This window comes from Sphingobacteriaceae bacterium, assembly GCA_016715905.1.
In the GTDB taxonomy this organism is placed as follows: Bacteria; Bacteroidota; Bacteroidia; order B-17B0; family Aurantibacillaceae; genus Aurantibacillus.
On the sequence record JADJXI010000003.1, the window covers coordinates 201,180 to 225,177 of the forward strand.

Annotated in this window: 18 protein-coding genes; 6 read left to right on the forward strand and 12 right to left on the reverse strand. The window is 34.8% G+C overall.

Translation table 11 applies throughout. From position 1 onward, the window contains the following. Nucleotide 1: 1 nt before the first annotated feature. The 3 genes from IPM51_01220 to purL form a co-directional block, all read right to left on the reverse strand. A complete protein-coding gene (locus IPM51_01220; GenBank protein MBK9282920.1) occupies nt 2-1,849 on the reverse strand; it encodes an ABC transporter ATP-binding protein in 1,848 nt (615 codons plus the stop codon). A gap of 135 nt (nt 1,850-1,984) precedes the next feature. Further along, the gene (gene trmB, locus IPM51_01225; protein MBK9282921.1) at nt 1,985-2,653 is read right to left on the reverse strand and encodes a tRNA (guanosine(46)-N7)-methyltransferase TrmB; all 669 of its coding nucleotides are present in this window, start codon (nt 2,651-2,653) and stop codon (nt 1,985-1,987) included. Nucleotides 2,654-2,672: 19 nt separating this feature from the next. After that, entirely contained in the window at nt 2,673-4,904 is a 2,232-nt protein-coding gene (gene purL / locus IPM51_01230; protein ID MBK9282922.1) for a phosphoribosylformylglycinamidine synthase subunit PurL, read from the reverse strand. 213 nt (nt 4,905-5,117) lie between these two features. On the opposite strand from purL, the gene IPM51_01235 reads away from it, so the two are divergent. Continuing rightward, on the forward strand, nt 5,118-9,527 hold the full coding sequence (locus IPM51_01235; protein MBK9282923.1) for a hypothetical protein: 4,410 nt from the start codon (nt 5,118-5,120) through the stop codon (nt 9,525-9,527). 45 nt (nt 9,528-9,572) lie between these two features. Here the strand turns inward: IPM51_01235 and folE are convergent, their stop codons facing one another. The 3 genes from folE to IPM51_01250 all read right to left on the reverse strand — a co-directional run bounded on the left by folE (nt 9,573) and on the right by IPM51_01250 (nt 11,209). Continuing rightward, entirely contained in the window at nt 9,573-10,289 is a 717-nt protein-coding gene (folE, locus tag IPM51_01240) for a GTP cyclohydrolase I FolE (GenBank protein ID MBK9282924.1), read from the reverse strand. Then, entirely contained in the window at nt 10,252-10,665 is a 414-nt protein-coding gene (locus tag IPM51_01245) for a 6-carboxytetrahydropterin synthase (protein ID MBK9282925.1), read from the reverse strand. Before IPM51_01245 ends, folE begins: the two co-directional genes overlap by 38 nt. A gap of 136 nt (nt 10,666-10,801) precedes the next feature. Then, the gene (locus tag IPM51_01250) at nt 10,802-11,209 is read right to left on the reverse strand and encodes a 6-carboxytetrahydropterin synthase (protein ID MBK9282926.1); all 408 of its coding nucleotides are present in this window, start codon (nt 11,207-11,209) and stop codon (nt 10,802-10,804) included. A gap of 91 nt (nt 11,210-11,300) precedes the next feature. Between IPM51_01250 and mqnB the strand changes: the two genes are divergently transcribed. After that, on the forward strand, nt 11,301-11,963 hold the full coding sequence (gene mqnB / locus IPM51_01255; GenBank protein MBK9282927.1) for a futalosine hydrolase: 663 nt from the start codon (nt 11,301-11,303) through the stop codon (nt 11,961-11,963). Nucleotide 11,964: 1 nt separating this feature from the next. Continuing rightward, on the forward strand, nt 11,965-12,795 hold the full coding sequence (locus tag IPM51_01260) for a 1,4-dihydroxy-6-naphthoate synthase (protein ID MBK9282928.1): 831 nt from the start codon (nt 11,965-11,967) through the stop codon (nt 12,793-12,795). Here IPM51_01260 and IPM51_01265 read toward each other — a convergent pair. After that, entirely contained in the window at nt 12,785-13,300 is a 516-nt protein-coding gene (locus IPM51_01265) for a dihydrofolate reductase (protein MBK9282929.1), read from the reverse strand. The two genes, IPM51_01260 and IPM51_01265, sit on opposite strands and share 11 nt — an antisense overlap. 90 nt (nt 13,301-13,390) lie before the next feature. On the opposite strand from IPM51_01265, the gene IPM51_01270 reads away from it, so the two are divergent. Then, complete coding sequence (locus IPM51_01270; GenBank protein MBK9282930.1) at nt 13,391-13,930, forward strand: YqgE/AlgH family protein; 540 nt, start codon at nt 13,391-13,393, stop codon at nt 13,928-13,930. A gap of 51 nt (nt 13,931-13,981) precedes the next feature. On the opposite strand, the gene IPM51_01275 is transcribed toward IPM51_01270, so the two are convergent. The 3 genes from IPM51_01275 to IPM51_01285 all read right to left on the reverse strand — a co-directional run bounded on the left by IPM51_01275 (nt 13,982) and on the right by IPM51_01285 (nt 19,535). Continuing rightward, nucleotides 13,982-14,386, reverse strand: a complete 405-nt coding sequence (locus IPM51_01275) for a TraR/DksA family transcriptional regulator (GenBank protein ID MBK9282931.1) — start codon at nt 14,384-14,386, stop codon at nt 13,982-13,984. Between the two features lie 614 nt (nt 14,387-15,000). Next, nucleotides 15,001-18,552, reverse strand: a complete 3,552-nt coding sequence (locus IPM51_01280; protein ID MBK9282932.1) for an isoleucine--tRNA ligase — start codon at nt 18,550-18,552, stop codon at nt 15,001-15,003. 140 nt (nt 18,553-18,692) lie between these two features. Then, nucleotides 18,693-19,535: a T9SS type A sorting domain-containing protein gene (locus tag IPM51_01285; GenBank protein MBK9282933.1), complete on the reverse strand. Its 843-nt coding sequence runs from the start codon at nt 19,533-19,535 to the stop codon at nt 18,693-18,695. A gap of 121 nt (nt 19,536-19,656) precedes the next feature. On the opposite strand from IPM51_01285, the gene IPM51_01290 reads away from it, so the two are divergent. Beyond that, nucleotides 19,657-20,445 (forward strand): hypothetical protein, encoded by a 789-nt coding sequence (locus IPM51_01290; GenBank protein ID MBK9282934.1) that lies wholly within the window; start codon nt 19,657-19,659, stop codon nt 20,443-20,445. 424 nt (nt 20,446-20,869) lie between these two features. Here the strand turns inward: IPM51_01290 and IPM51_01295 are convergent, their stop codons facing one another. Continuing rightward, entirely contained in the window at nt 20,870-21,403 is a 534-nt protein-coding gene (locus IPM51_01295) for an ORF6N domain-containing protein (GenBank protein MBK9282935.1), read from the reverse strand. Nucleotides 21,404-21,767: 364 nt separating this feature from the next. On the opposite strand from IPM51_01295, the gene IPM51_01300 reads away from it, so the two are divergent. Continuing rightward, nucleotides 21,768-23,045: a T9SS type A sorting domain-containing protein gene (locus tag IPM51_01300; GenBank protein MBK9282936.1), complete on the forward strand. Its 1,278-nt coding sequence runs from the start codon at nt 21,768-21,770 to the stop codon at nt 23,043-23,045. Nucleotides 23,046-23,357: 312 nt separating this feature from the next. On the opposite strand, the gene IPM51_01305 is transcribed toward IPM51_01300, so the two are convergent. Continuing rightward, complete coding sequence (locus tag IPM51_01305; GenBank protein MBK9282937.1) at nt 23,358-23,651, reverse strand: GIY-YIG nuclease family protein; 294 nt, start codon at nt 23,649-23,651, stop codon at nt 23,358-23,360. Between the last annotated feature and the right edge of the window lie 347 nt (nt 23,652-23,998).

The window sequence follows — 23,998 nt, forward strand, 5'->3', positions numbered from 1 at the left end:
CTTAAGCAGGATTAGATTTTTCGGAATGAGATTTCATCCAATTGCCAAAGGATTGTGCTTTTTCTTTTTCACTTACACTTCTTTTAATTTTATCTACTGTTCCTTTTGGAATGGAATTAATTAAGTTTTTCGTGTAATCAGATTGTGGATTGTTATAGATTTGATCAGCATCTCCCATTTCTTCAATTTTTCCTTTCTGCATCACTACCATTCTGTCACTCATGAATTTTACTACACTTAAATCATGGCTAATAAATATATAGGTGAATTTAAATTCTTTTTTCAAATCATTCAGTAAGTTCAACACCTGGGCTTGTACGCTCACGTCCAAAGCACTTACACTTTCATCGCATATAATAAACTGAGGATTTAAAGCTAAGGCTCTCGCAATGCAAATACGCTGACGTTGTCCACCGCTAAATTCGTGCGGATATCGGTAAAAATGCTTTTCTTCCAATCCAACCTTATTTAATAAATCAGATACTTTCTCCCGGCGTTGTTGCGAATTCTTTAAAATATTATGAAAACGCATAGGTTCCATGATGGCTTCTCCTACAGTAATTCTTGGATTTAATGAAGAGTATGGGTCCTGAAAAATTATTTGCATATTCTTCCGAATATCCCGGAAATCAGCCTGAGACATGCGCACCAATTCCTGTCGTTTAAAAAACACCTGTCCGCTATGTACTTCCGTTAATTTTAATATAGAACGTCCTAATGTAGTTTTACCGCATCCGCTTTCTCCTACCAATCCCAATGTTTCACCTTCATAAACATCTATAGAAACATCATCCACAGCCTTAGTATAAGAAAGTACTTTTCCAAACATGGTTTTTTGAGCTGGAAACCAGGTACATAAATTTTTAATCTCCAGAATTTTATCTCTGCTGTAAAGTTCTTTGTGGTTTTCTTTTCGTTCGGCTTCTGTAATCACCAAACTATTAACGGCATCAGCAACTTTTTTATTCAATTCTACAATTTCCCCATCATCTCCTCTACGCATAAAGTCACTTACCACCGGTAAACGTACCAAACGTTTATCTAAAGGAGGTCTACAGGCTAATAAACTTTTGGTATAGGGATGTTGTGGATTAGTAAAAATTTCGAGTACAGAACCCTGTTCAACTACTTTGCCTTTGTACATTACCAAAACGGTATCTGCTAATTCAGCAATTACACCCAAATCGTGCGTAATAAACATAATGCCCATTTCATGCTCCTGTTGTAATTTTTTCATCAGGTCTAAAATGGTTTTTTGTACAGTTACATCTAGGGCGGTGGTAGGTTCATCGGCAATTAGGATATTCGGGTTACAACTCATGGCCATGGCAATCATAACCCTTTGTTTTTGTCCACCTGATAATTGATGAGGATATCTGTCAAGCATTTGCTCTGGTACCGGTAATTGAACCTGTTCAAATAATTTTAATGTTCTTTCTCTTGCGTCTTTTTTGCTGATTTTCTGATGCAATAAAATACTTTCCATTACCTGATCTCCACATCTCATTACCGGGTTTAAGGAGGTCATGGGTTCCTGGAAAATCATGGCAATTTCATTGCCACGGTAATAACGCATTTCATCTTTTTTGGTTTTCACCAAATCAAGCACTTTTCCTTCTTTCGTGTGGTAAATAATTTCACCTCCCGTAACTTTACCCGGAGGATTTGGAATTAATTGCATGATGGAAAGAGAAGTAACAGATTTACCAGATCCACTTTCTCCAACAATACCAATAGTTTCGCCTTTATGCAAGGTAAATGATATATCGTTTACAGCCTTTACGTATTCATCGTCGGTCTTAAAGGTGGTAACCAAATTTTTAACTTCCAAAATGGGCTGTTTCTCCATAACGTACAGTGGTGCAAAACATTAAAGTAAGTGATTTTTTTTCGATTTTAAAAGGGGAAATTCGATGAAAAAGGGCTTTTGATTGACAGGACAATGTGAAAAGCGACGGAAATAGGCTTTTAAATATAAATCCCCTTAAATAAAGGCAAATTGAATGTACTTTATCTTTTCACCTTTGTCGCTAAAAAGCTTTTCATAATGTGTTTTTATTTCGGTTAATTCACTTCTGTTCGCCGGACAATTGCTGTTGAGGTCATTGCTTTCCCAAATTAATTTCAACTTTTGTTCTTGAATTGTTTCTAAAGTAAATTCATACAAGCTTATGCTATCAGTTTTCAAATGCAGCACACCTTGGGGTTTTAATATCTTTTTGTAACGGTTTAAAAACATAGGGTGTGTTAACCGTTTGCGAGCTCTGTTTTTTTGTGGTTGTGGATCGGGGAAGGTTATCCAAATTTCATCTACCTCTTGTTCATCAAAACAGTGATCAATAAAATCAATTCTGCTTCTTAAAAAGGCTACGTTATTTATTTTCTCTGTGATGGCTTCTTTGGCTCCGGTCCAAATCCGGTTTCCTTTAACATCTACACCAATGTAGTTAGTATTCGAATTTTTTTTAGCAAGTCCAACTGAATACTCACCTTTACCACATCCAAGTTCTAATATAATTGGGTTATTGTTTTTAAAAACATGCTCTCTCCATTTCCCTCTTAAAGAAAATTTTTCAGGAATATTTAAAAAGTGAAAAGAAAAACAATTACCAAATGTTTCTAATTCGGCAAATTTTTCGAGCTTACCGGGCATTAAAATTTAGTTTATCAAATTAATTTAATCGATTTTCAATACTGGTGTTATACAGGTTTGCAAAATGTTGCACGCTGCCGTTATCTTTTCCGTCAACAACTATGTTTTTACCTTTAATCTTTCCAATATTTTCAAAAGGAATTCCTGATTTTTTAAGTTCTGTTTCAAAAGCAATTTGCTCTTCCGGCTTTATACTAACCAAAACGCGGCTTTGTGCTTCGCCGAATAAAAAGGAATCTTTACGAATTGCCGGATTACATTTAATATCAATTCCCAAATTATTTACCATTGCACTTTCCAATAAGGCATTAAATAATCCTCCGTCACTTAAATCATGAACGCTTTGCATATAATTCTTGCGAATCAAATCTGTAATTAATTGTTGTAATGCAAATTCTTCATCAAGATTAAAATAGGGTGCAGGCGATTGATTTATTTTATGATAAGAAAATAAATATTCAGAAGATGCAATATCATTTACCTGTTTCCCCAATAAATAAATCAAATCATTTTCATTTTGAAATCCTAAACCTCTGATGTGTTTTTTATCTTCAACTATGCCAATCATACCAATGGTAGGTGTAGGAAAAACCGGACCCTCATAACTTGATTGATTGTAAAAACTAACATTACCTCCGGTTACCGGAGTTTGCAATTTGGTACACGCAGCGCTCATTCCTTTGATTGAACCCACAAACTGCCAATACACTTCAGGGTTATAAGGATTTCCAAAATTCAAACAATTGGTAACGGCGCTCGGTATGCCGCCGCTGCAAACAATATTACGAGCTGCTTCGCAAACAGCAATAGCACATCCTTTTTCCGGATCGGCATTCACATAACGGCTGTTGCAATCCACGCTCATCGCTAACGCTTTCTTAGAGTCTTTAATGTTTACAATTGATGCATCGCTTTGTTTATTGGTACTCATATTTATGGTTCCAACCATGCTGTCATATTGATTATAAATCCAACGCTTACTGGCCAAGTTTGGGTGTGCTGCTAAAAATTCCATTACCGGTTTTACGTCCACAGGTACTTTAACGCTATCTATATTAAATTTGGCAAATTCACTGTAATATTTAGGCTCTTTATACTCGCGGTGATAAACCGGAGCATCACCACCCAGAACTAAGGATTGTGCAGGCACATCTGCAACTAATTCCCCATGAAAATAATATTTTAAACGATCGCCTTTGGTAACAACACCTATTTGTTCGCAATTTAAATCCCACTTATCAAAAATGGCAAAAACTTCTTTTTCCCTTCCTTTCTCAACAACAATTAACATACGTTCTTGCGACTCACTCAATAGAATTTCAAAAGGGTGCATTCCGGCTTGTCGCGTAGGAACTTTATCCAGCCAAATTTCCATGCCGTGTTCACCTTTCGCACTCATCTCACTTGTGCTACACGTAATTCCGGCAGCACCCATATCCTGCATACCAATTACAGCGCCGGTTTTTATAATTTCAAGCGAAGCTTCCAATAATAATTTTTCCTGAAATGGGTCGCCTACCTGAACGGCCGGCAAGTCCTTTGCTGATTCTTCCGTTAAATCCTTACTTGCAAATGCTGCTCCGGCAATGCCATCTTTCCCTGTTGAGGAGCCCACAATAAACACCGGGTTTCCTTCGCCATATGAAATAGCGCTTATTGTTTCTCCTTTTTTCACTATGCCTACGCTCATGGCATTTACCAGCGGATTTACATTATAACATTCATCAAAAAACACTTCTCCGCCTACTGTTGGAATACCAAATGCATTGCCGTAATCGCCAATTCCCTTAGTAACCCCTTTTATGAGCCATTTTGTTTTTTCAGAATCAATATTGCCAAAGCGTAAACTATTTAACTGAGCAATCGGTCTTGCACCCATCGTAAAAATATCTCGGTTAATTCCACCCACGCCGGTAGCAGCTCCTTGGTAAGGCTCTAAGGCGCTGGGGTGATTATGACTTTCAATTTTAAAAGCACAAGCTAATCCATCACCTATATCCACTAAACCTGCATTTTCCTCACCTGCTTTGGCGAGCATATGCGGACCTTCCTTGGGCAAAGTTTTGAGCCATACGATGGAATTTTTATAAGAACAATGCTCACTCCACATCACGGAGTAAATAGATAACTCGGTAAAATTTGGTGTGCGTCCTAAAGTTTCTTTTATTTTTTCATACTCATCAGGCAGTAATCCTAAACTTTTAGCGGTATCAACCGTAGTGAGTTGATCTTTATACGTAGTTTTTGTCATAGGTAAAATAAAGCAACGAAGTTAGTTAGTTTTGGCTTTTTTCTTAAAATATTAATAAACAATTCTATTGGGACATTGAACAACTTTCTGTTTGAATTCACCCAATGGTTCATTATATTTGGTAGAATAATTAGTTTTCATATGTTCTTATTCCGCAAATCTTTATTAATTCTGCTTTTTATGATCTTGGGCTTCTTAAGCAAGGCTCAAAAAATGACACAATTTGCCAATGATACAGCCAAATTCATAAGAGATATTGAAGTATTTATGCTTGAAAATACCGTAAATAAAGTGCAGGCGGTTGATTTTATGAAAGATTTTGCGATACTATGGAAGGAGAATATTATTGCGGGCTATTATAAAGATGTTTGTATAACCACTTCCAATAATATGTTGAAGAAAAAGTTAAAGCCATTCCCGTTTTTCTATTCATACTACAATACATTAATCTCTGCTATTCAAAGTAATAAATCAGCGGATGATTATGAAAATTGGCAGGATTGTGTAGATAAAATATTAAAAGGAAAAGGAACAAACGGGATTAAAGAATTTTTTGAAATGAGTGAAAATATTTTCAGAGGAAATATTTTTTATAAGTCACCTGCCTATACTTATTACACTAGCGATCCTAATTTTAAATTTGAGTACGATACTATACCTAAAGTTAAATTTACCAATGTTGTTTTAATCGGTGTTAATCCAAGAGGTGATAGCATTGCTGTGGAATCCACATCCGGAATATTTTATCCGGCTTCAGGTGTTTTTAAAGGAAAAGGCGGAAAAGTGAGTTGGAAACGATGTGGTTTAGATGATGAAGTGTACGCTACTTTAAAACGTTATGCTATAGAGTGTAAAACCGGTAATTATGTTTCGGATAGTGCAACATTTATTGGAAAACAGTTTTTTGACAAGCCTCAGTTAGGGCGATTATCCGATCGAATTATTACAGAATTGAATGAAAGAACTTATCCTCGTTTTGATTCCTATAGTAAACGATTAGTGGTAAGAAATATTTATCCCGATGTGGATTACGACGGAGGATTCGGTATGAAAGGGGCTAAATTTGTGGGGTCGGGAAGTGTTGAAAATCCGGCTAAAATTATTTTCAGAAGAAACAATAAAAAGTTTTTAGAGATTAGTGCACGTGCCTTTGGAATGAATCAGGATAAAATTGTGGCTAATCCGGGTGTGGTGAAATTTTTTCTAGACAAGGATAGCATTTATCATCCCGGCCTAGGATTTACTTACCAGGTAGAGTCTAGAGTAGTTACTATATTGAGAGGAGATGATGGCTTACAAAAAACGCCATTTACCGATTCCTATCATAAATATGATATTCATATAGAACAAATTGTGTGGAAGATTGACGATGCTTTTTTAAATTTTAATTTTCTCCCAACTAATTTCCAGGGAGAAGCTTTTTTCGAATCGTCTGATTTTTACACAAAAAGTAAATCAGAAAGTATTAGGGGTATGGAAAAAATTAATCCAATAAATCTGATGATTGATTATTACAATACCTACGATAAACCCGAAAGTTTTACGGTTGTTGACTTTGCAAAACACATAAAATTTATGGCGGTTGATTTGAGGCCTATTATTTTTAAGATGGCCATCATGGGATTAATTAGTTATAATCCGGAAACGGATGTGATTATGCCTCGAGCCCGTCTTTTTAATTTTGCCGAAAACGCTCGACATAAAAATGATTATGATATCATTACACTTCATTCGGTAACACCCGGAAAAGATAATGCAACCATGAGTTTGTTGAATTATGACATAAGGGTTAGAGGGGTAAGAAATGTTTTATTAAGCGATACGCAAAAAGTTTGGATCTTCCCAAATCAAGGGGAAATGACTTTAAAGAAAAACAGACAAATGGAATTTAACGGAGTAGTTTCCTCCGGAAAATTTGAGTTCATTGGAAAGGAATTTTTATTTGATTACGAACAATTTAAAATTAATATGAAAACCATTGACTCCATCCGAATTTTTGTACAAACCGAGCCGGATGCAGATGGGAATTTTACGTATAAAAAGGTACAAACTTTAATTGAAAATGTGAATGGTGAATTACGTATTGATGCGCCAAAAAACAAAAGTGGTTGGGGTAAGGCCCCAACTTTTCCAAGCTTCAAAAGTTTCAAAGAGAGTTACACGTTTTATGATAAACGCCAAACTTATAAAGGTGTTTATAACCGTGATAAATTTTATTTCAAACTCGATCCCTTTAGCATAGATAGTTTGGATAACTTCAGAAATGAAAGATTACGTTTCGATGGCACTTTTTCTTCAGCAGGAATTTTTCCGGATTTCAGAGAAAAGCTGACCTTGCAAAAAGATTATTCTTTAGGGTTTATACGTCAAACTCCTCCGGGGGGATTTAAAATTTATGGTGGAAAAGGTAATTTTAATCAGGAAATACGCTTAAGTAATAAAGGTTTAAGGGGCGGTGGTGATTTGGATTTCAGTTCAAGCCACTCGGTTTTGCCCGACATTGTTTTCTTTCCGGATAGTGCAAATGGTATTGCGAATACCTTTGATGTAAAAGAAGGAGATAATCCTGAATTTCCAACTGTGCATGGTGATACCGTAAAAATTCATTACCGTCCTTACAAAGAATTATTACAAGCCACGGATATTAAAAAGAAATTTATTGCCTATAAAGAGAGAGTTCGTTTCCATGGGCGATATGATTTATCCATGACGGCTTTAACCGGAAATGGAAAAGTTGAATTTGATAAAGCCGATTTAAAATCGGGTAATATTTTATTTGTGAAGCGCCGATTCTTTGCCGACACTTCGGCCTTTCACCTAAAGGCGTTTAATGAAGAAGGATTTACCTTTAGTACAATAAATGTAAATTCTAAAATTGATTTTGATAAACGAGAGGGGGAATTTATCACTAATGGTGAGGGTTCTTATGTGAAATTTGATAAAAATCAATACATCGCTTACATGGATAGATTTAAGTGGTACATGGATGCGGAGGATATAGAGTTGGGCGACACGCAGAAAAAAATTGAGGTGGATGATTCCGATAATGGTTTAGATTTAGAAGGGCCAAAATTTATAAGTATACATCCTAAACAAGATTCCTTGATGTTTATGGCTCCCGGCGCTAAGTATAATTTAAGAAAATATATTATTCAATGTAAAAATGTACCCTTTATTAATGTAGCTGATGCCAGGGTTTTTCCCCATAATGGTGACGTAACTTTATACAAAAATGCGGTTATGGATACCTTGGAAAATTCAACTATTCTTGCTAATACGGTTACCAAATTTCATAACATTAGAAATGCCACAACCAATATTTTTGGAAGATTCAGTTACTTGGCCAGTGGAGATTATCAATATGTAGATGAAAATGATAAACCCTATTTAATACATTTTGCTACAATAAAGCCGGATACATCTGGTCAAACCATTTCCGAAGGAGCCATACCTGAGCGCGAGAATTTTAAATTTAATGATTATTTCAGTTTTGCAGGTAAAGTATATCTTGAAGCTCAATTAGAACATTTAACTTTTGAAGGTGGAACAAAAATTGTACATAAATGTGGACGTATCGGTAAATCGTATTTAAAATTTAAGGGAGAAATAAACCCAAAAGAAATATTAATTCCAATTCCGGAAAAGGCTGTGGATATGAATGGTGCGGCTGTTGGTACAGGTTTATTTTATAGTCCGGATACCAATATGGTTTTTTCTACTTTTTTATCCCTTCAGGGTAGTCGTAGTTCAAAGGAAGTGATAGAGGCGCACGGCTTGCTTACCTATGATAAGGAAAATGAAACCTATGAAATTTCGAACAAAGAGAAATTGGAAGAGGGAAGTTTACCGGGTAATTATGTGAGTTTGAATACCAGAAATTGTTTAGTAAGCACAGAAGGAATTTATAAGTTGAGCGAAGATTTAGGACAAGTGAATGTAAAATGTGTTGGAAATGCCCAGCACAGCAGCACCAATGATAGTATTAATTTCAACCTAATGATGGTAATCGATTTCTTTTTCGACAATGGTGTAATTAAAAAAATGGCTAAAGATTTGGAGGTCTATCTGGGTCAGTTGTCGCCAACCCCTTTTGAAGGGGATTTGTTTAATCATGGAATTATTGAGATTTTAGGTAAAGAAAGAGGTGACCGTGCATTATCCGAATTAAACTTATACGGTAATTTTAAGAAATTTCCGGATGAACTGGATAAAACAATTGTTCTTAATCAAGTGTCCATGTCGTATAATAAACAAGCGAAAGCATTTATTTCTGACGGCATGATTGGTGTTGGAAACATAAATAAGACAGAAATTTTCCGATTAATGAATGGTTATGTAATGATATCAAAAAAGAGAGGAAGAGATATTTTGGATATTTATTTAGAGCCTGATGGAAATACCTGGTATTATTTTACTTATTATAATGGTACAATGCTGGCCGTTAGTAGTAATGATCAGTTTAATAATTCTTTAAAGGAATTAAAAGGGAAAAGTAAAAAGATGAATGTGGAAAAAGGACCTTCTTATCGTTTTGATTTGGGTAATGTTAAAAAGAAGGATGACTTTCTGCGTAAAATGAAAATGTATAATGTAAGTAAGGAAGAGCCCGAAGAAGAAGAGTAAAAAAGTTACAAGGATAAAATATTCCTTTTTATTTTCATGCTTTATTTATTTGACCGACTTACTTATATGAGCTAAAAATTCCTTTTTTATCGATTCCTGTTCAAATTTTCCTCCGTAAAAAGAAGTTATTGTACTTGAATGCTGATCTTGCACTCCTCTGGAGGAAACACATAAATGATTGGCATCCATCACAACGGCAACATCTTTAGTATTTAATATTTTTTGTAACTCATGTGCAATTTGAACGGTTAATCTTTCTTGTACCTGAGGTCGTTTTGCAAAGTACTGAACAATACGATTTAGTTTTGATAACCCTATCACTTTACCGCTTGAGAAATAAGCCAAATGTGCCTTACCAAAAATTGGAACGAAGTGATGCTCGCAATTGCTGTAAAAAGAAATTTCTTTTTCAATAAGCATCTGATTGTACTTGTATTTATTTTCAAATAAAGTAGATGTAGGCAATGCCTTTGGATTTAATCCGCTAAAAATTTCCTTCACATACATTTTAGCTACGCGCTCAGGAGTGCCTTTTAAACTGTCATCTGTTAAATCTAAACCAAGCGTTTGCATGATTTTAGTAAAGTGAACTTTAATTATTTCAATTTTTTCTTCGTCGCTTATTGCAAAAGCGTCAGCTCGCAATGGAGTTTCGATATTGCTTATTAAATGATTGTCTCCTACATCATCAATGTTAGCATCACTTAAACTGATTTTATTTTTATTAAGCAGGGTACTGAGCAAAATTTCTTTCTGTTTCATATAAGGTAATTTGAAGTTCACAAGTATTGTTTATGAGGGGCCGTAAAATGTCGTAAATAACAAGGGCAATATTTTCAACGGTTGGGTTTAAATTTTTAAATTCTTTACTGTCTAAGTTTAAATTACGATGATCAAATCGATCAAGAACATGTATTCGGATTAAATCACTCAGTTTTTTGGTATCGATTACATATCCGGTTTTGGCATCAATTTCTCCGGTTATTTTCACTATTAATTCATAATTATGTCCGTGATAATTTTCATAATTGCATTTACCGAAAATTTGTGCGTTTTCTTCCTTACTCAATGCCGGATTGTGTAAACGATGGGCAGAATTAAAAAATTCTTTCCTGAATATGGCAATTCTTTTGCTCATGTTAATTTTCTAGTATAGCTTGATTTAGGGCTAAATAGTTAAAATCTTCCAAACAGGTATCAGAAGTGTGCTGATCAACCGTTTTTAGTGCTTAACAAATATAACGAATCTATATTTATGATAAAAGTAAAAATGACTATCCGAAATATTCTACACAAATATTGCGAGTTTCATATAGTTTTACGCAATGTAATTTAACATTTGTTGGTAATTGAGGGATTAATTGTTCCCAAATAGCCACAGCAAGATTTTCAATACTTGGCAATATTCCTTGCATAAAATCTACATCAAGATTTAAGTTTTTATGATCTATTCTCTCACAGATTTCATCATTTAATAATTTACTTAAAGCTTTTGCGTCCATTAAAAATCCGGTGTCTGGATCTATTTCTCCCTTTATGGTTACAATTAATTCATAATTATGTCCGTGCCAATTGTGGTTTGCACATTTCCCAAAAATTTCCAAATTTTTCTCTTCGCTCCATTTGGAATTATATAATTTATGGGCAGCATTAAAATACTCGTGTCTGGTTAAATAAATCATATTGCAAATTTACAATTATTGCTTAATATTTTTAGTAATTTATATGTTGAATTATATTTTTCGCATAATTTGTTTGGGTACATTTGTAAATATGAAGATACTCTTAGTTTGCGCAACACCTTTAGAATCGGAATTAATAGTAAGTCATTTTAACATTGGGCTTAATCATAGTTCGAGCCTATTTCATTCAAGCCAAAGCCCAGTAAGCCTTTTAATTACCGGAGTAGGGATGGTTAACACAGCATTTTCACTCGGCAAATTTTTAAACGATTCTTATTCTTATGTAATAAATTTCGGAATTTGTGGTGCTTTTCACCGGGAAATTCATATAGGCGAAGTGCTAAATATTAAAACAGATACTATCAGCGAAATGGGAGCAGAGGATAATCTGGAATTTATTCCTTATGATGCATTAAACTTAACGGGAACAAACAGGTATTTCAATAATACCGAATTAAAAGTTAAATCTTTGGAGAATGTAAAGAGCGCCTCGGCCGTTACCGTAAATAAGATTCATGGCAATAAACAAAGTATTGATAAATTACTCAAGCTTTATTCACCGGATGCTGAAAGTATGGAAGGGGCAGCTTTTTTCAGAGCTATGCAGGACATTAATATTCCTTATTTTCAAATCAGAGCTGTTTCTAATTACGTAGAGAAAAGGAATAAATCAAATTGGGATATACCCAAAGCAATTAATAGTGTGACTCAAAAAATAATTGAACTAACAAACGAACTTTTATCTTTTCATTAATTTGAAATTAACCTTAGCATATTCACCTTGTCCCAATGATTGTTTTATTTTTGATGCTATTGCCAACAAGCGCATTGATACGGAAGGTTTAGAATTTGAAATTACGCTTGGGGATGTTGAATTTTTGAATAAACAGGCTCTCTTAAATGTATTTGACATAACAAAACTCAGTTTTTTTGCATATGGATTTGCCTTAAAGAATTATGTTTTATTGCGATCAGGCAGTGCATTAGGTTTTAATTGCGGACCTTTGTTTATTAAAACTAATGGCAAAAACCTTAATGATTTAGAAAATATTAAGATTGCTATTCCGGGCAAATACACCACAGCCCATTTTTTGCTTTCATTGGCTTATCCTCAAATTAAAAATAAAAAAGAGTATTTGTTTTCAGATATTGAAAATGCAGTTTTGAATGGAGAAGTGGATGCCGGACTTATCATACATGAGAACAGATTTACCTATGAAAACAAAGGATTGGTAAAAATCAGAGACCTTGGTGAATTTTGGCAGGAATTGATTGAGGCGCCCATACCATTAGGTGGAATAGTGGCCAGGCGAAATTTTGAAAAGGAAATGCTTCAAACAATAAACCGTGTTATCAAAAGGAGTATTCAATATGCATTTAAATATCCGGAAATAGCCATGGATTATATTAGGCTACATGCCCAGGAATTAAATGATGAGGTTATAAAAAGGCACATTAATTTATACGTAAACGAATATTCTGTTGATTTAGGCGCCAATGGAATGGAAGCAATAGAATTGTTATTTAGTAAGGCCGAAGAACTTGAATTGATTGAAAAAAGAAATAAATCTTTATTTATTGATTAGACGTTATTTTATTAATTCTCTCCCATTTTTGAAAGCAGAATTGAAATTTATTTTTTTCATCAGGTTCATGACATTCTTGCCATATAAGTTTAAAGTCACTTGCGTTGATGGGGTCGTAAAAAACATCTGCATCAAAACTTTGATTTATCAATGTTCTGTAAATTTCATCAGTTTGGTGAATACCTAATCTATAAATTTCGGCTCCACCAATTAAAAAAACTTTTTGCGGTGCTTCCGGTAAATTTTTGCAATAGTTAAGTGCAGCATGAAGCTCCGTATGAATTTCGGCTCCTTCAACTCGGTAAGATGTATTGCGGGTAATGATAATATTTTTTCGGTTCGGCAATAATCGGCCAATACTTTCATAGGTTTTTCTGCCCATGATGATTGGAAATCCCAAAGTTGTAGCCTTAAAAAACTTCAAATCAGCGGGTAAATGCCAAAGAAGTTTATTGTCTTTTCCCAATTCATTTTGTTTACCGGTTGCAACTATGGCAGAAATAATCATGATTAACCTTGTTTTTAAGGCACAAGGTAATTAATCTGTTTTATTTAATATGAATTCTGAATAGATAAAATTATTTAAATTTGAAACATGCAAGGGAATTTATTAGTAGCGCATCCTTTATTAAACGATGGATTTTTTAATCGTTCGGTAGTATTAATTACCTCGCACAACGAATCGGGTTCTTTGGGTTTTATCTTAAATTTCATCACTCCATTTAAACTACGCGATGTAAGAGCGCATATTGTAAACGGAAATTTCCCCATTTTTGAAGGCGGACCTGTAGCGAAAGATCAACTCTTTTTTTTACATCGATTAGGAACCGAAATTCAAGAAAGTATTCATATTCAAGATGACTTATATATTGGAGGTGATTTTAATGAGTTGCTTTTTAAAATAGAACATGCAATGGTTAAACCGGATGATGTGCGTTTTTTTGTGGGTTACAGCGGATGGGGAGAAGGACAGTTAGAAGAAGAAATAAAAAACGGTAATTGGATGGTGAATGAGCACAGTATTTCAGAAGTCCTTCGCAACAACTATAACGACTTATGGAAGCAAAAACTGGAAGAAGATAAAAAATCACTGGGTATTTTTGCAGACATAGGTTTTAATCCATCGGTCAATTAAAAAACCCGGAAGATTTTTTCCGGGTTTTTTATTTAGCTTATAAATTAATTATTATTGACTTAATTTAGCATCTATGCCTAAAGTAGCATGAGGTACAGAGCGTAATCTTTCCTTCGGAATTAATTTACCGGTTACTCTGCAAATGCCGTAAGTTTTATTTTCAATACGCACTAAAGCATTTTTTAAATTAATGATATATTTCTCTTGTCGAGCTGCTAATTGAGCCGTTTCTTCTTTACTCATTACGTCACTTCCGTCTTCCAGTAATTTAAAAGTTGGAGAAGTATCATCTGTACCGTGGTTATCTTCATTACTTAAGGTTTGTTTAAGTAATTCATAGTCGGTTTGCGCTTCCTTTAATTTCTCAAGAATTAATTCTTTAAATTCAGCCAATTCTTTATCGGTATATCTGGAACGATTATCTTTTGTATTTACAAAAGGCTTTGGGTTGCTGATATTACCTTTTTTAATTAATGGTTTTGATAAATCGATTTGCAATGGACGATTTCTGATGTAAGCTTCCATACTGGTTCCGCTTGATTTCCCTTCATTTTTCTTACGGCGACCTCTTCCTCTTTTTTCAGGAATTTCATCATCATCATCATCAGGTTCAGGAGTACTTCCTCCATCCAAGTCTACAATTCCGGCCTCGTCTAATTCTCCTTCCAGCACATCTTCATCATCCGACTTCTCATAATCATCTTTTACATCAACATCGTCGTCATCGTCATCTGATTTGCGTCCTTTTTTTCCTTTGATTTTTTCAACTTTCCCCTTTTTACCTTTTATGGCAATAGCGTCGATAGGTTTTTTAGACGTTTTTGCCGGTTTAGCTTCTTTCTTATCTTTAACAGAAGGTTTAACTTTTTGTATCGGTTTAACCTTTTTTTCTGTTTTCTTTTTCACAGCTGCTTTAGCAACGGGCTTACTCACTTTTTTAACAGCTTTCTTTACCGTTTTTTTAGTTGCAGCTTTTGCCGTTTTTTTAGCAGCAGGTTTGCTTACTTTTTTAGCGGCGGGCTTAGCCTTCTTCTCCTTTTTTTTATCTTTCTTTTTAGCCATAATTTATCTTAGTTTAATTTTTCGATTGATATTAGGGTGCTTATGAGTTCATCTACCTCAATAGTGTTTGAATTGGTTGCTGAAAGGTCTTGTACCAATTGAAGGTCACCGGTTAAGGTCTCAGAACAAATATAACTTAAATTGTTTTGTATAGCAGTGTCTAATTTAGCGTTTTGCTTTATTTTGACCAAAATTTTATCGGTTACGTCGAATCCTTTGTCTTTTCTGATATTCTGAATCCGATTCACGATTTCCCGGGCCAAACCTTCCTGCCTCAATTCTTCATTAATGGAAACATCCAATGCCACGGTTAGCGAACCGTTATTCGCAGCTTTCCAGCCCGGTATATCCACGGGAATTATTTCTACGTCTTCAGTAATTAACTCAATACCTTTGTCTATTGGTATGATAAATTGCCCGTTTTTTTCAATTCCTTTAATAATTTCTCCTGCATTTTCCCCTGCATATGCTTGTACGGCTTTCATGTGAGTGCCGCATTTTTTACCCAAGGTTTTAAAGTTAAGTTTGAGATTCTTGACAATTTGTGTTTTGGATTCATCCACAAATTCAATTTGCTTAACATTAACTTCAGCTAGTATTAATTCCTTAACAGCCTCTATGTTTTTTTGAATTTTAGGATCGAGCACCGGAATTTGAATTCTGAGTAGGGGCTGTCTAACTTTTAAATTTTCTTTTTTACGGATAGAAAGTATCATGGACGAAATTTTTTGGGCCAACTCCATTCTTTCTTCCAATTCCGTGTTAATATTTTCTGGCTTGGCCTTAACCAGATTAGTTAGGTGTATAGAATTTAATTCATTTACAGCATCGGCATTTTTGAAAGTGCCGGATAAATTCAAATACATCCAGTCACTAAAAAAAGGCGCGATTGGACACATGAGTTGCGATACCACCCATAAACATTCATGTAAAGTTTCATAAGCTGCTTTTTTATCTTCACTCATTTCTCCTTTCCAAAATCTTCTTCTGCTTAAGCGCACATACCAATTACTCAAATGTTCATCCACAAAATCTTCAATTTCACGAGCTGCCCGGTGTGGCTCAAATGTTTCGTAATACAAACAAACCTGTTTAATTAAATTATTTAATTTGGAAAGTATCCAGCGGTCTAATTCATGTCTTTTTTCAATCGGAACTGTATTTTTTTCATCAATTACGAATTGATCTACATTGGCATATAAAGCAAAAAATCCGTAGGTGTTGTATAGTGTGCCAAATAATTTTCGTTGTACTTCGCCAATTCCTTCTATATCGAATTTTAAATTTTCCCAGGGTGCCGCATTGGCAATCATATACCAACGTGTGGCATCGGCTCCGTAAGTATCGAGCGTGATAAATGGATCAATAGCGTTACCCAAACGCTTACTCATTTTATTTCCGTTTTTATCTAACACCAAACCATTAGATACTACATTTTTAAATGCAACCGAATCAAAATTCATGGTGGCAATAGCGTGCAAAGTGAAAAACCAACCGCGTGTTTGATCTACTCCTTCGGCAATGAAATCAGCCGGGAAATATTTTTTAGAGTCAATGAGTTCTTTATTTTCAAAGGGATAGTGAACTTGCGCATACGGCATGGCTCCGCTATCAAACCACACATCAATTAAATCGGGTTCACGATATAGTTTTTTACCGTTTTTTTCAAGTATAATTTGATCGGCATACGGTTTGTGTAAATCAAAAGTGTTATAATTAACGTCACTCATGTCGGCAATTTTAAATTGTGCCAATGGATTTTTATCCATTACATTCTTTTCAATTGCGTTTTGAATTTCATTTTGTAATTGCTCTACCGATCCTATGCAAATTTGTTCTGTTTTATCTTCGCTAGTCCAAATCGGAATTGGAATTCCCCAAAAACGAGATCTCGACAAATTCCAATCATTTAAATTCTCCAACCAATTTCCGAATCGTCCGGTGCCGGTTGCTTCCGGTTTCCAGTTGATGGTTTTGTTTAATTCAATTAATCGGTCTTTTACCTCCGTGCTTTTGATAAACCACGAATCAAGTGGATAATACAATACGGGTTTATCTGTTCTCCAACAATGCGGGTAGGAGTGTTCGTAATTTTCTTTCTTAAATAATTTTCCTTCTTCCTGTAACTTCAATACAATACGTTCATCAACGCTCAAATAAACTTTTAATTCTTTAATTTTTCCTGCAGCTTCCAGTATTTTTTTCTGTTTCTGAAATTCAATTTGTTTTTCTTCATCATTCAGATAGGCTTCTTTCACAAATTCCTCTCCGTAAAGAAAAACATCATCTTTTACTTCGGGTAAAAATTTCCCGCGTTTGTCTACTAAAGTTAAAGCAGCTACATTATTTTGTTTGGCCACTTTAAAGTCATCAGCACCAAAACTTGGCGCAATATGTACAATACCCGTACCATCGGTGGTAGTAACAAAATCTCCAATTAAAACTTTAAATGCATTTCCATCAGGCTCAGCAAAGGGAAGTAATTGATCGTAATGAATGCCGGCTAAATCAGCACCTTTAACTTTTCCAATCAGAATGCCAAATGGAGAACCTTTTTTGTTTTTTAAATCTACATTATCTCTTAAAATAGATAATTGTTCAATATGATTTTTAGTAGCCTCTACCTTTTCTTTAATATCTTTTCCAAAATAAGCTAAATCAGAAGAAAAATATTTTGAAACTAATTCAAGTGCTAAAATATAAATCTGCAACTCTTGATTAAAAGGATTTGTAGAAGCAATTAATGCATATTCAATTTTTTCCCCTACCGCAAGAGCAGTATTGGAGGGTAAAGTCCAAGGTGTGGTGGTCCAGGCTAAGAAAAAAATATCTTTAATTTGAAAGTCTTCTCTCTTAGCCCCGTATTTTGAAAATAGGGAATTTAGTTTTTCACCCCCTCGTATTTTGAATTGCACAACCGCAGTACGATCTTTCACATTTTTGTAACAGCCGGGTTGATTTAATTCGTGTGAACTCAATCCGGTTCCTGCAGCCGGTGAATAAGGTTGTATGGTAAATCCTTTGTATAATAAATTTTTGTTGTATAAATTATTTAAGAGCCACCAAACACTCTCAATATATTTATTGTCGTAAGTAACATAAGGGTTTTTCATATCCACCCAATAACCCATTTGCTCAGTTACCTGTTCCCATTTGTCGGTATACTTCATCACCTCCTTACGGCAGGCTTTGTTATAATCTTCAACTGAAATAAATTTCGGACTATTTTTATTTCCAATATCTTCTTTGGTAATTCCTAATGTTTTTTCAACGCCTAGTTCAATGGGTAATCCGTGGGTATCCCAACCGGCTTTTCTTTTTACTTCAAATCCTTGTAATGTTTTAAATCGACAAAAAATATCTTTAATAGCCCGTGCCATTACATGATGAATGCCGGGTAATCCATTTGCACTTGGTGGCCCTTCATAAAAAACCCAAGGCGTTTTACCTGCTCTGTTTTTTAAGGTGGCATCAAAAGTTTTATGTTCTTTCCAATATTGAAGCAATTGCTTTGAGATACCGGGAAGGTCTAATTTTTTGTATTCAGGGTACTTTTTCATTCAGTGTATCTATTACATTTTTAAAATAAATGGATGAGGCTTCATTTTAAAAAATGGAGAGCGAATTTAATAAAAAAAGTGGATTTATATTGAGATTATCAACTCTTTTCTCGAATTGTTTTTCTGAAAGGTCTGAACCTCTATTTTTTAAGATAAATTTGGTGTTTTGTTTCGTGATTAGGTCCAATAATCAGCAGGTGGTAAACCCCATCCTCGTATTCTGAAAGGTTGAGCGGAATTATTGTTGAAGCAGAATTATTTTTGATGGAATTGATTAATTTTCCATATACATCAAACACATTTATTTGGCTTATTTCATGATTAGATTGTATCCTTAAATTTCCATTTCCCGGATTTGGAAAAACATGGAAATCTTCATTTAATTCATACTCATTAATTCCGTTTGGCATACCGAAATAAGGCATAATAAAATTTTTGCAAGCAATACAACCCGAGGCGTCTTCAACACAAATGGTATGCTGGCCTGAGCATAAAAAATAAAGGGGCGCAACATTATTGGTATATGTGCCATTAATTGAAAAAGTAGGAGGATTAGTTAAATTGCCTCCGCTTACACTAAAAGTAATATTTCCGTCGCAGCAATTGGTGCAAGTTGTAGGTGTAACGGTATGCACATTAACTACCAAAGGGCCGGTAGCGTAATTCACGATATTTTGAATCATAGTACCCACTAAAATTAATGATGGATTATAGATGGCCACCGAATAGGCGGAAGCGCAGCCGCATAAGCTGTTAATGGTTATGGAATTTAAATTAGAAGTTTGAACGGTGGAGTTAGGACAGGAAGATGAATTTGTTAAAATTGCTGTGAAAGGACCGGTTACGGCGGAAGTTGAAAAGGTTACCGTTCCGTCGCAATCACCAAAACATTTGGGCATGCTAAGTTGCGAAACCACAAAATTTTGCGCAACAAAACTGTTAAAAACAAAAACAAATAGGATGGATAATAGTCTAAAGTGCATTAAATAAGGCTTTTAGCGAATATACAAAATAATGTACTTATTTTTCTAAGGACTTTAAACTTTTTGTTAAACCTTTCGTCTTATAAGAGATAATTCTATAAATTTATTAAAAATAAAGGCTATGAAAAAAACATTAACGGTGCTATTTGCTCTTTGTGTATTGATGATTCAATCACAAGAAGAAAAAACATGGAGAATCGGAATTCAATTAGGAAGTGCCGGAAATCATGCCAAATACCACAGTGGTGGAGTAGATGCTAATGCGCGTTTTCATCAAAATAAATGGGGTTCAGGTGCAATAAATATTGCCGGAAGGTACGATGCGAATAGAAGATGGATGATTACTGCGGGATTAGGCATACATAGTGTTGGATTTGGATATGCTATTGCAGAAAACTATTCTTTATTACAAAAAGATAAACAATTTACCGGAATAAAAAACGAATTTACCGTACTTGAAATGCCGGCTATGATTTTTTATAAGTTTAATCCAAATTGCAAAAATGCGAAGTGGTTAATTGGAGCCGGATTTTCTGAAAATTTTATTGGAGAACAAACACTCAATGCGAGTGCAAGTCAGGCTAACGACGGATTATCGAATGTAAATTATATCAGCAGTACTTCATCAACTAAAGGCGGTATCTACTGGAGTTTCCGTTGGTCGGTTGCCCGCGAAAAAACATTTAAGAATAACAGCATTTTAAATGCAAGTGTTTTATTTAATTACGGATTTAATCAAGTAGCTACTTCAACGGTTGATTACACCATAGATAATCAAACCTATTCACACACTTTTACCAATAACGGTAATTTTGTGGGATTAAGACTAACTTATTTTTTCCGTCCCTTCATTAATCCTTGGGAAAAAACTAAGAAGGCAAAATCCGGATCGGGAACTTTAACGAAGTAGTTAAATCAATTCTTTCTTAAGTTCAGTTAATGCACTGTAAAGTGTATCCAAATCTTTTTGGGTGTTATTGGCATGCAGAATTATTTGTTACAAAACGATTTTTGATTATTCTTTAAGAGTACTTCAGTACAATTTATAAATCAGTCACTTCGAGTAGCGTAATAAAGTGAAGGAAATGTCACGCCGAGTGATTTTTGCCTGCCTCTTGCAAAAATTGTATCGAGGCGAACTTGTATTGAGTACTTACTAACGTATCACTTCTCGATACGTCCCGCGAAATGCGGGACTACTCGAAGCGACAATGTCGCTGTCAGTTCGAGTAGCGCAATGAAATGAAGCGTATCGAGAACTGCGTATGGAGAATCACTTCTCGATACGTCCCGCTATATGCGGGACTACTCGAAGTGACATTAAACTTTTTTATTTAGAGTTTTTTCCTTGAGTTTTTATATTCTATTTGCCTACGAGGTTTTTGATTTTCTTTTTTCTCAATTAATTCATCAAGGTATTGAAAAACTATTTCAATATTTTTAGTGTTGTTGTCTGACTTCTTTTCCAATTTTTCTATCGCCAAACGCAATTCGGTATTTTCAGTAAGAATTTGTCTTATTCGAGTAAATGCGCGAATAACTTCAATATTTACTTTTATGGCCCTTTCACTATTCAATACACTGGAAAGCATGGCCACTCCTTGTTCAGTAAAACAGTATGGAGCGTGTCTTAATCCCATAAGATCAGATTTGGAGGTGCCAAATTGGCTCCTCCAATTTTCAAGCTCCTCTTTGGTCATTTCAAACATAAAATCCTCAGGAAAGCGGCTTATATTCCTCTTTACTTGTCTTTTTAATTGTTTAGTTTCTACTCCATATAATTCCGCCAAATCGCGATCAAGCATTACCTTTTGATTTCGTATCCAATATATTTTGCTTACAACAATTTCATAGGGTATCATTGACATTTCCTTTTTTTTATAAAATACAACTATCAAAGGTAAATTACAGTTTAGCTTTTCCTTGCTATAATATGTTGTATGTAAATAAATACTTTAATTTAAATATCAAGTCTAAAAATTTTGTATTTTAATATTCTTCTAATGAATGCCGAGAACCAAAATGCCTAAGTCATGCTGATTCGCCGCGGCGAATGTTTAAGCATCTGTTCTCTGGAATTAGAAATTAGACATATTTCAGGCACTGAGCGCCTGACTGCCGCAAGGCATGTTAGTCGAATGGTGATACCATTTTTGCTCCGTAATAAGCAGAAATGCAAATCATTTAGTAAATTAGATTTATTGAACGGAATGTATTTTGTTGAACTAATAAATGAAAATCATCATGAATTGCAAAAAATTATCATTTCAAAATAAAATTAGGAGAATTAAAGGTTGGTTAATTTTATTTATCACAATTTTGCAATTTAAATCCTATTCACAAGGAATCGCTAATTACGTGAGTAATGGTGGATTTGAAAGTCATTATACCTGTTCACTGTCTACAATTAATATAGCTCATTATTGGAGATCAATTGACTCTATTCCTGCAAGTGGAGCCCCCGCATTTTATAGTACATGTTATCCTAATGTACCTACAGGCGGAGTAACCTACCAATGGCCAAGGACTGGATTGTCTTTTGGATTGGCTACTTTCCTTTGTCAAGAACCTCAATGCGCTCCCAATGGCCGGCAATACTTTAGAAATAGATTAAAAACAAACCTTCAAGCAGGTGCGACATACTGTGTTAAATTTTTTGTTAACATAAGTGATCCTTCCAGCTATGGAATTGATGGAATTGCTTCTTTTTTTTCAGACAATAGTATTGATACAATTACTAAGACTGGTATTCCATTAGCTTACATAATACCCCAAGTGCAAAATCCAAATGGAAATATAATTACAGATACAATGAATTGGATTCTTGTAACTGGCACCTTTGTTGCTAACGGAACAGAAAAGCATTTGTTAATCGGTAATTTTAAAAATGATGCGAACACAAATAAAACGCTTATTAATCCTTCAATTCTTCCAATGGTCGCATGTGATGTTTTGTTAGACGACGTGTCCTGTATTGATGTTGATTTACCGGCTTATGCAGGTCCTGATGTTGCATTTATTCCGGGTGGCACTGTTTACATAGGCAGGCCACAAGATGTTGGCATTGATGAAGCTTGTACTTGGTATAATCTTACAAATACCAATACACCAATTGCTAACGCCGCAGGCATTACCGTTACCCCTGCCGTAACATCCACTTACATAGTGCGTCAAGATATTTGCGGTAATATTAAATGGGATACGGTAGTGGTGCATCAAAGCGCGCTTGGTCTTGCCGCCCTGAGCGTAGTCGAAGGGTGGCTTAAACTAAGCCCCAACCCTGCACAGGATTTTTTAAATGTAAGTTTTGAGTGGAGCGATTTACACAAAGAATTTCCCAAGGCTGAAATATTTAATAATATTGGCCAATTGCTTACTATTATTGAGCTGAATTATAACAATAATAAAACAGTTATTGATTTAAAAGAATTACCGGATGGAGTTTATATGCTGAGTTTAAAAGGAAAAAATGCACAAACTATTAATAAACGATTTGTAATTGCGCATTGAGAATTCCTCAGTGTTTTTCATAATACTGTCAGTTCGAGTAGCGTAACAAAGTGAAGGAAATGTCACGCCGAGTGATTTTTGCCTGCCTCTTGCAAAAATTGTATCGAGGCGAACTTGTATTGAGAACTTACTAACGTATCACTTCTCGATATGCCGATGACCATTTCCATAATCGACTACTCGAAGTGACAATGGCGCTGTCAGTTCGAGTAGCGCAATGAAATGAAGCGTATCGAGAACTGCGTATGGAGTACCACTTCTCGATACGCTCGTTCCTCGCTACGAAGTGACAAAAATCTCAGAGTATCGATTCTATTTAGAAAAATTCTTTTTAGATAACATCTTAAGAGAATTGTATTCTCCTCTAATTAAAGCTTCTTTTTTAAGTTTACTCCATTTTTTTATTCGCGTTTCCCAATTAAAGGCGAGTGTGAAATCAGCAAAAGGTTCGTGGAAAACTAATTTAACTGGTCTTCGATTATGCGTATACGCATCTTTATTTATTCCAAGGTTGTGTTGCAGAATTCGTTTTTCAAGATTATTGGTTACTCCGGTATAATAAGTCCCATCACTACATTCAATTATATATAAATATATTAACTTAATCATAATACAAAAGTAAATTAGTATGAATTAAAATATTGCTACGATTAATAGCAAAAAAATTATCGTCAGTTCGAGTAGCGTAACAAAGTGAAGGAAATGTCACGCCGAGTGATTTTTGCCTGCCTCTTGCAAAAATTGTATCGAGGCGAACTTGTATTGAGAACTAACTAACGTATCCCTTCTCGATACGCCGATAACCATTTCCATAATCGGCTACTCGAAGTGACATTAATCCAAAAACTATTTTATAGCCTATTATTTCTTTTATAGTTAAAATTCAATTTTTGGGATTGCGGCAGGGATGTTCCGCCACAGCGGAGGTTTAGCTCGGGCGAGGCTTTACTCGC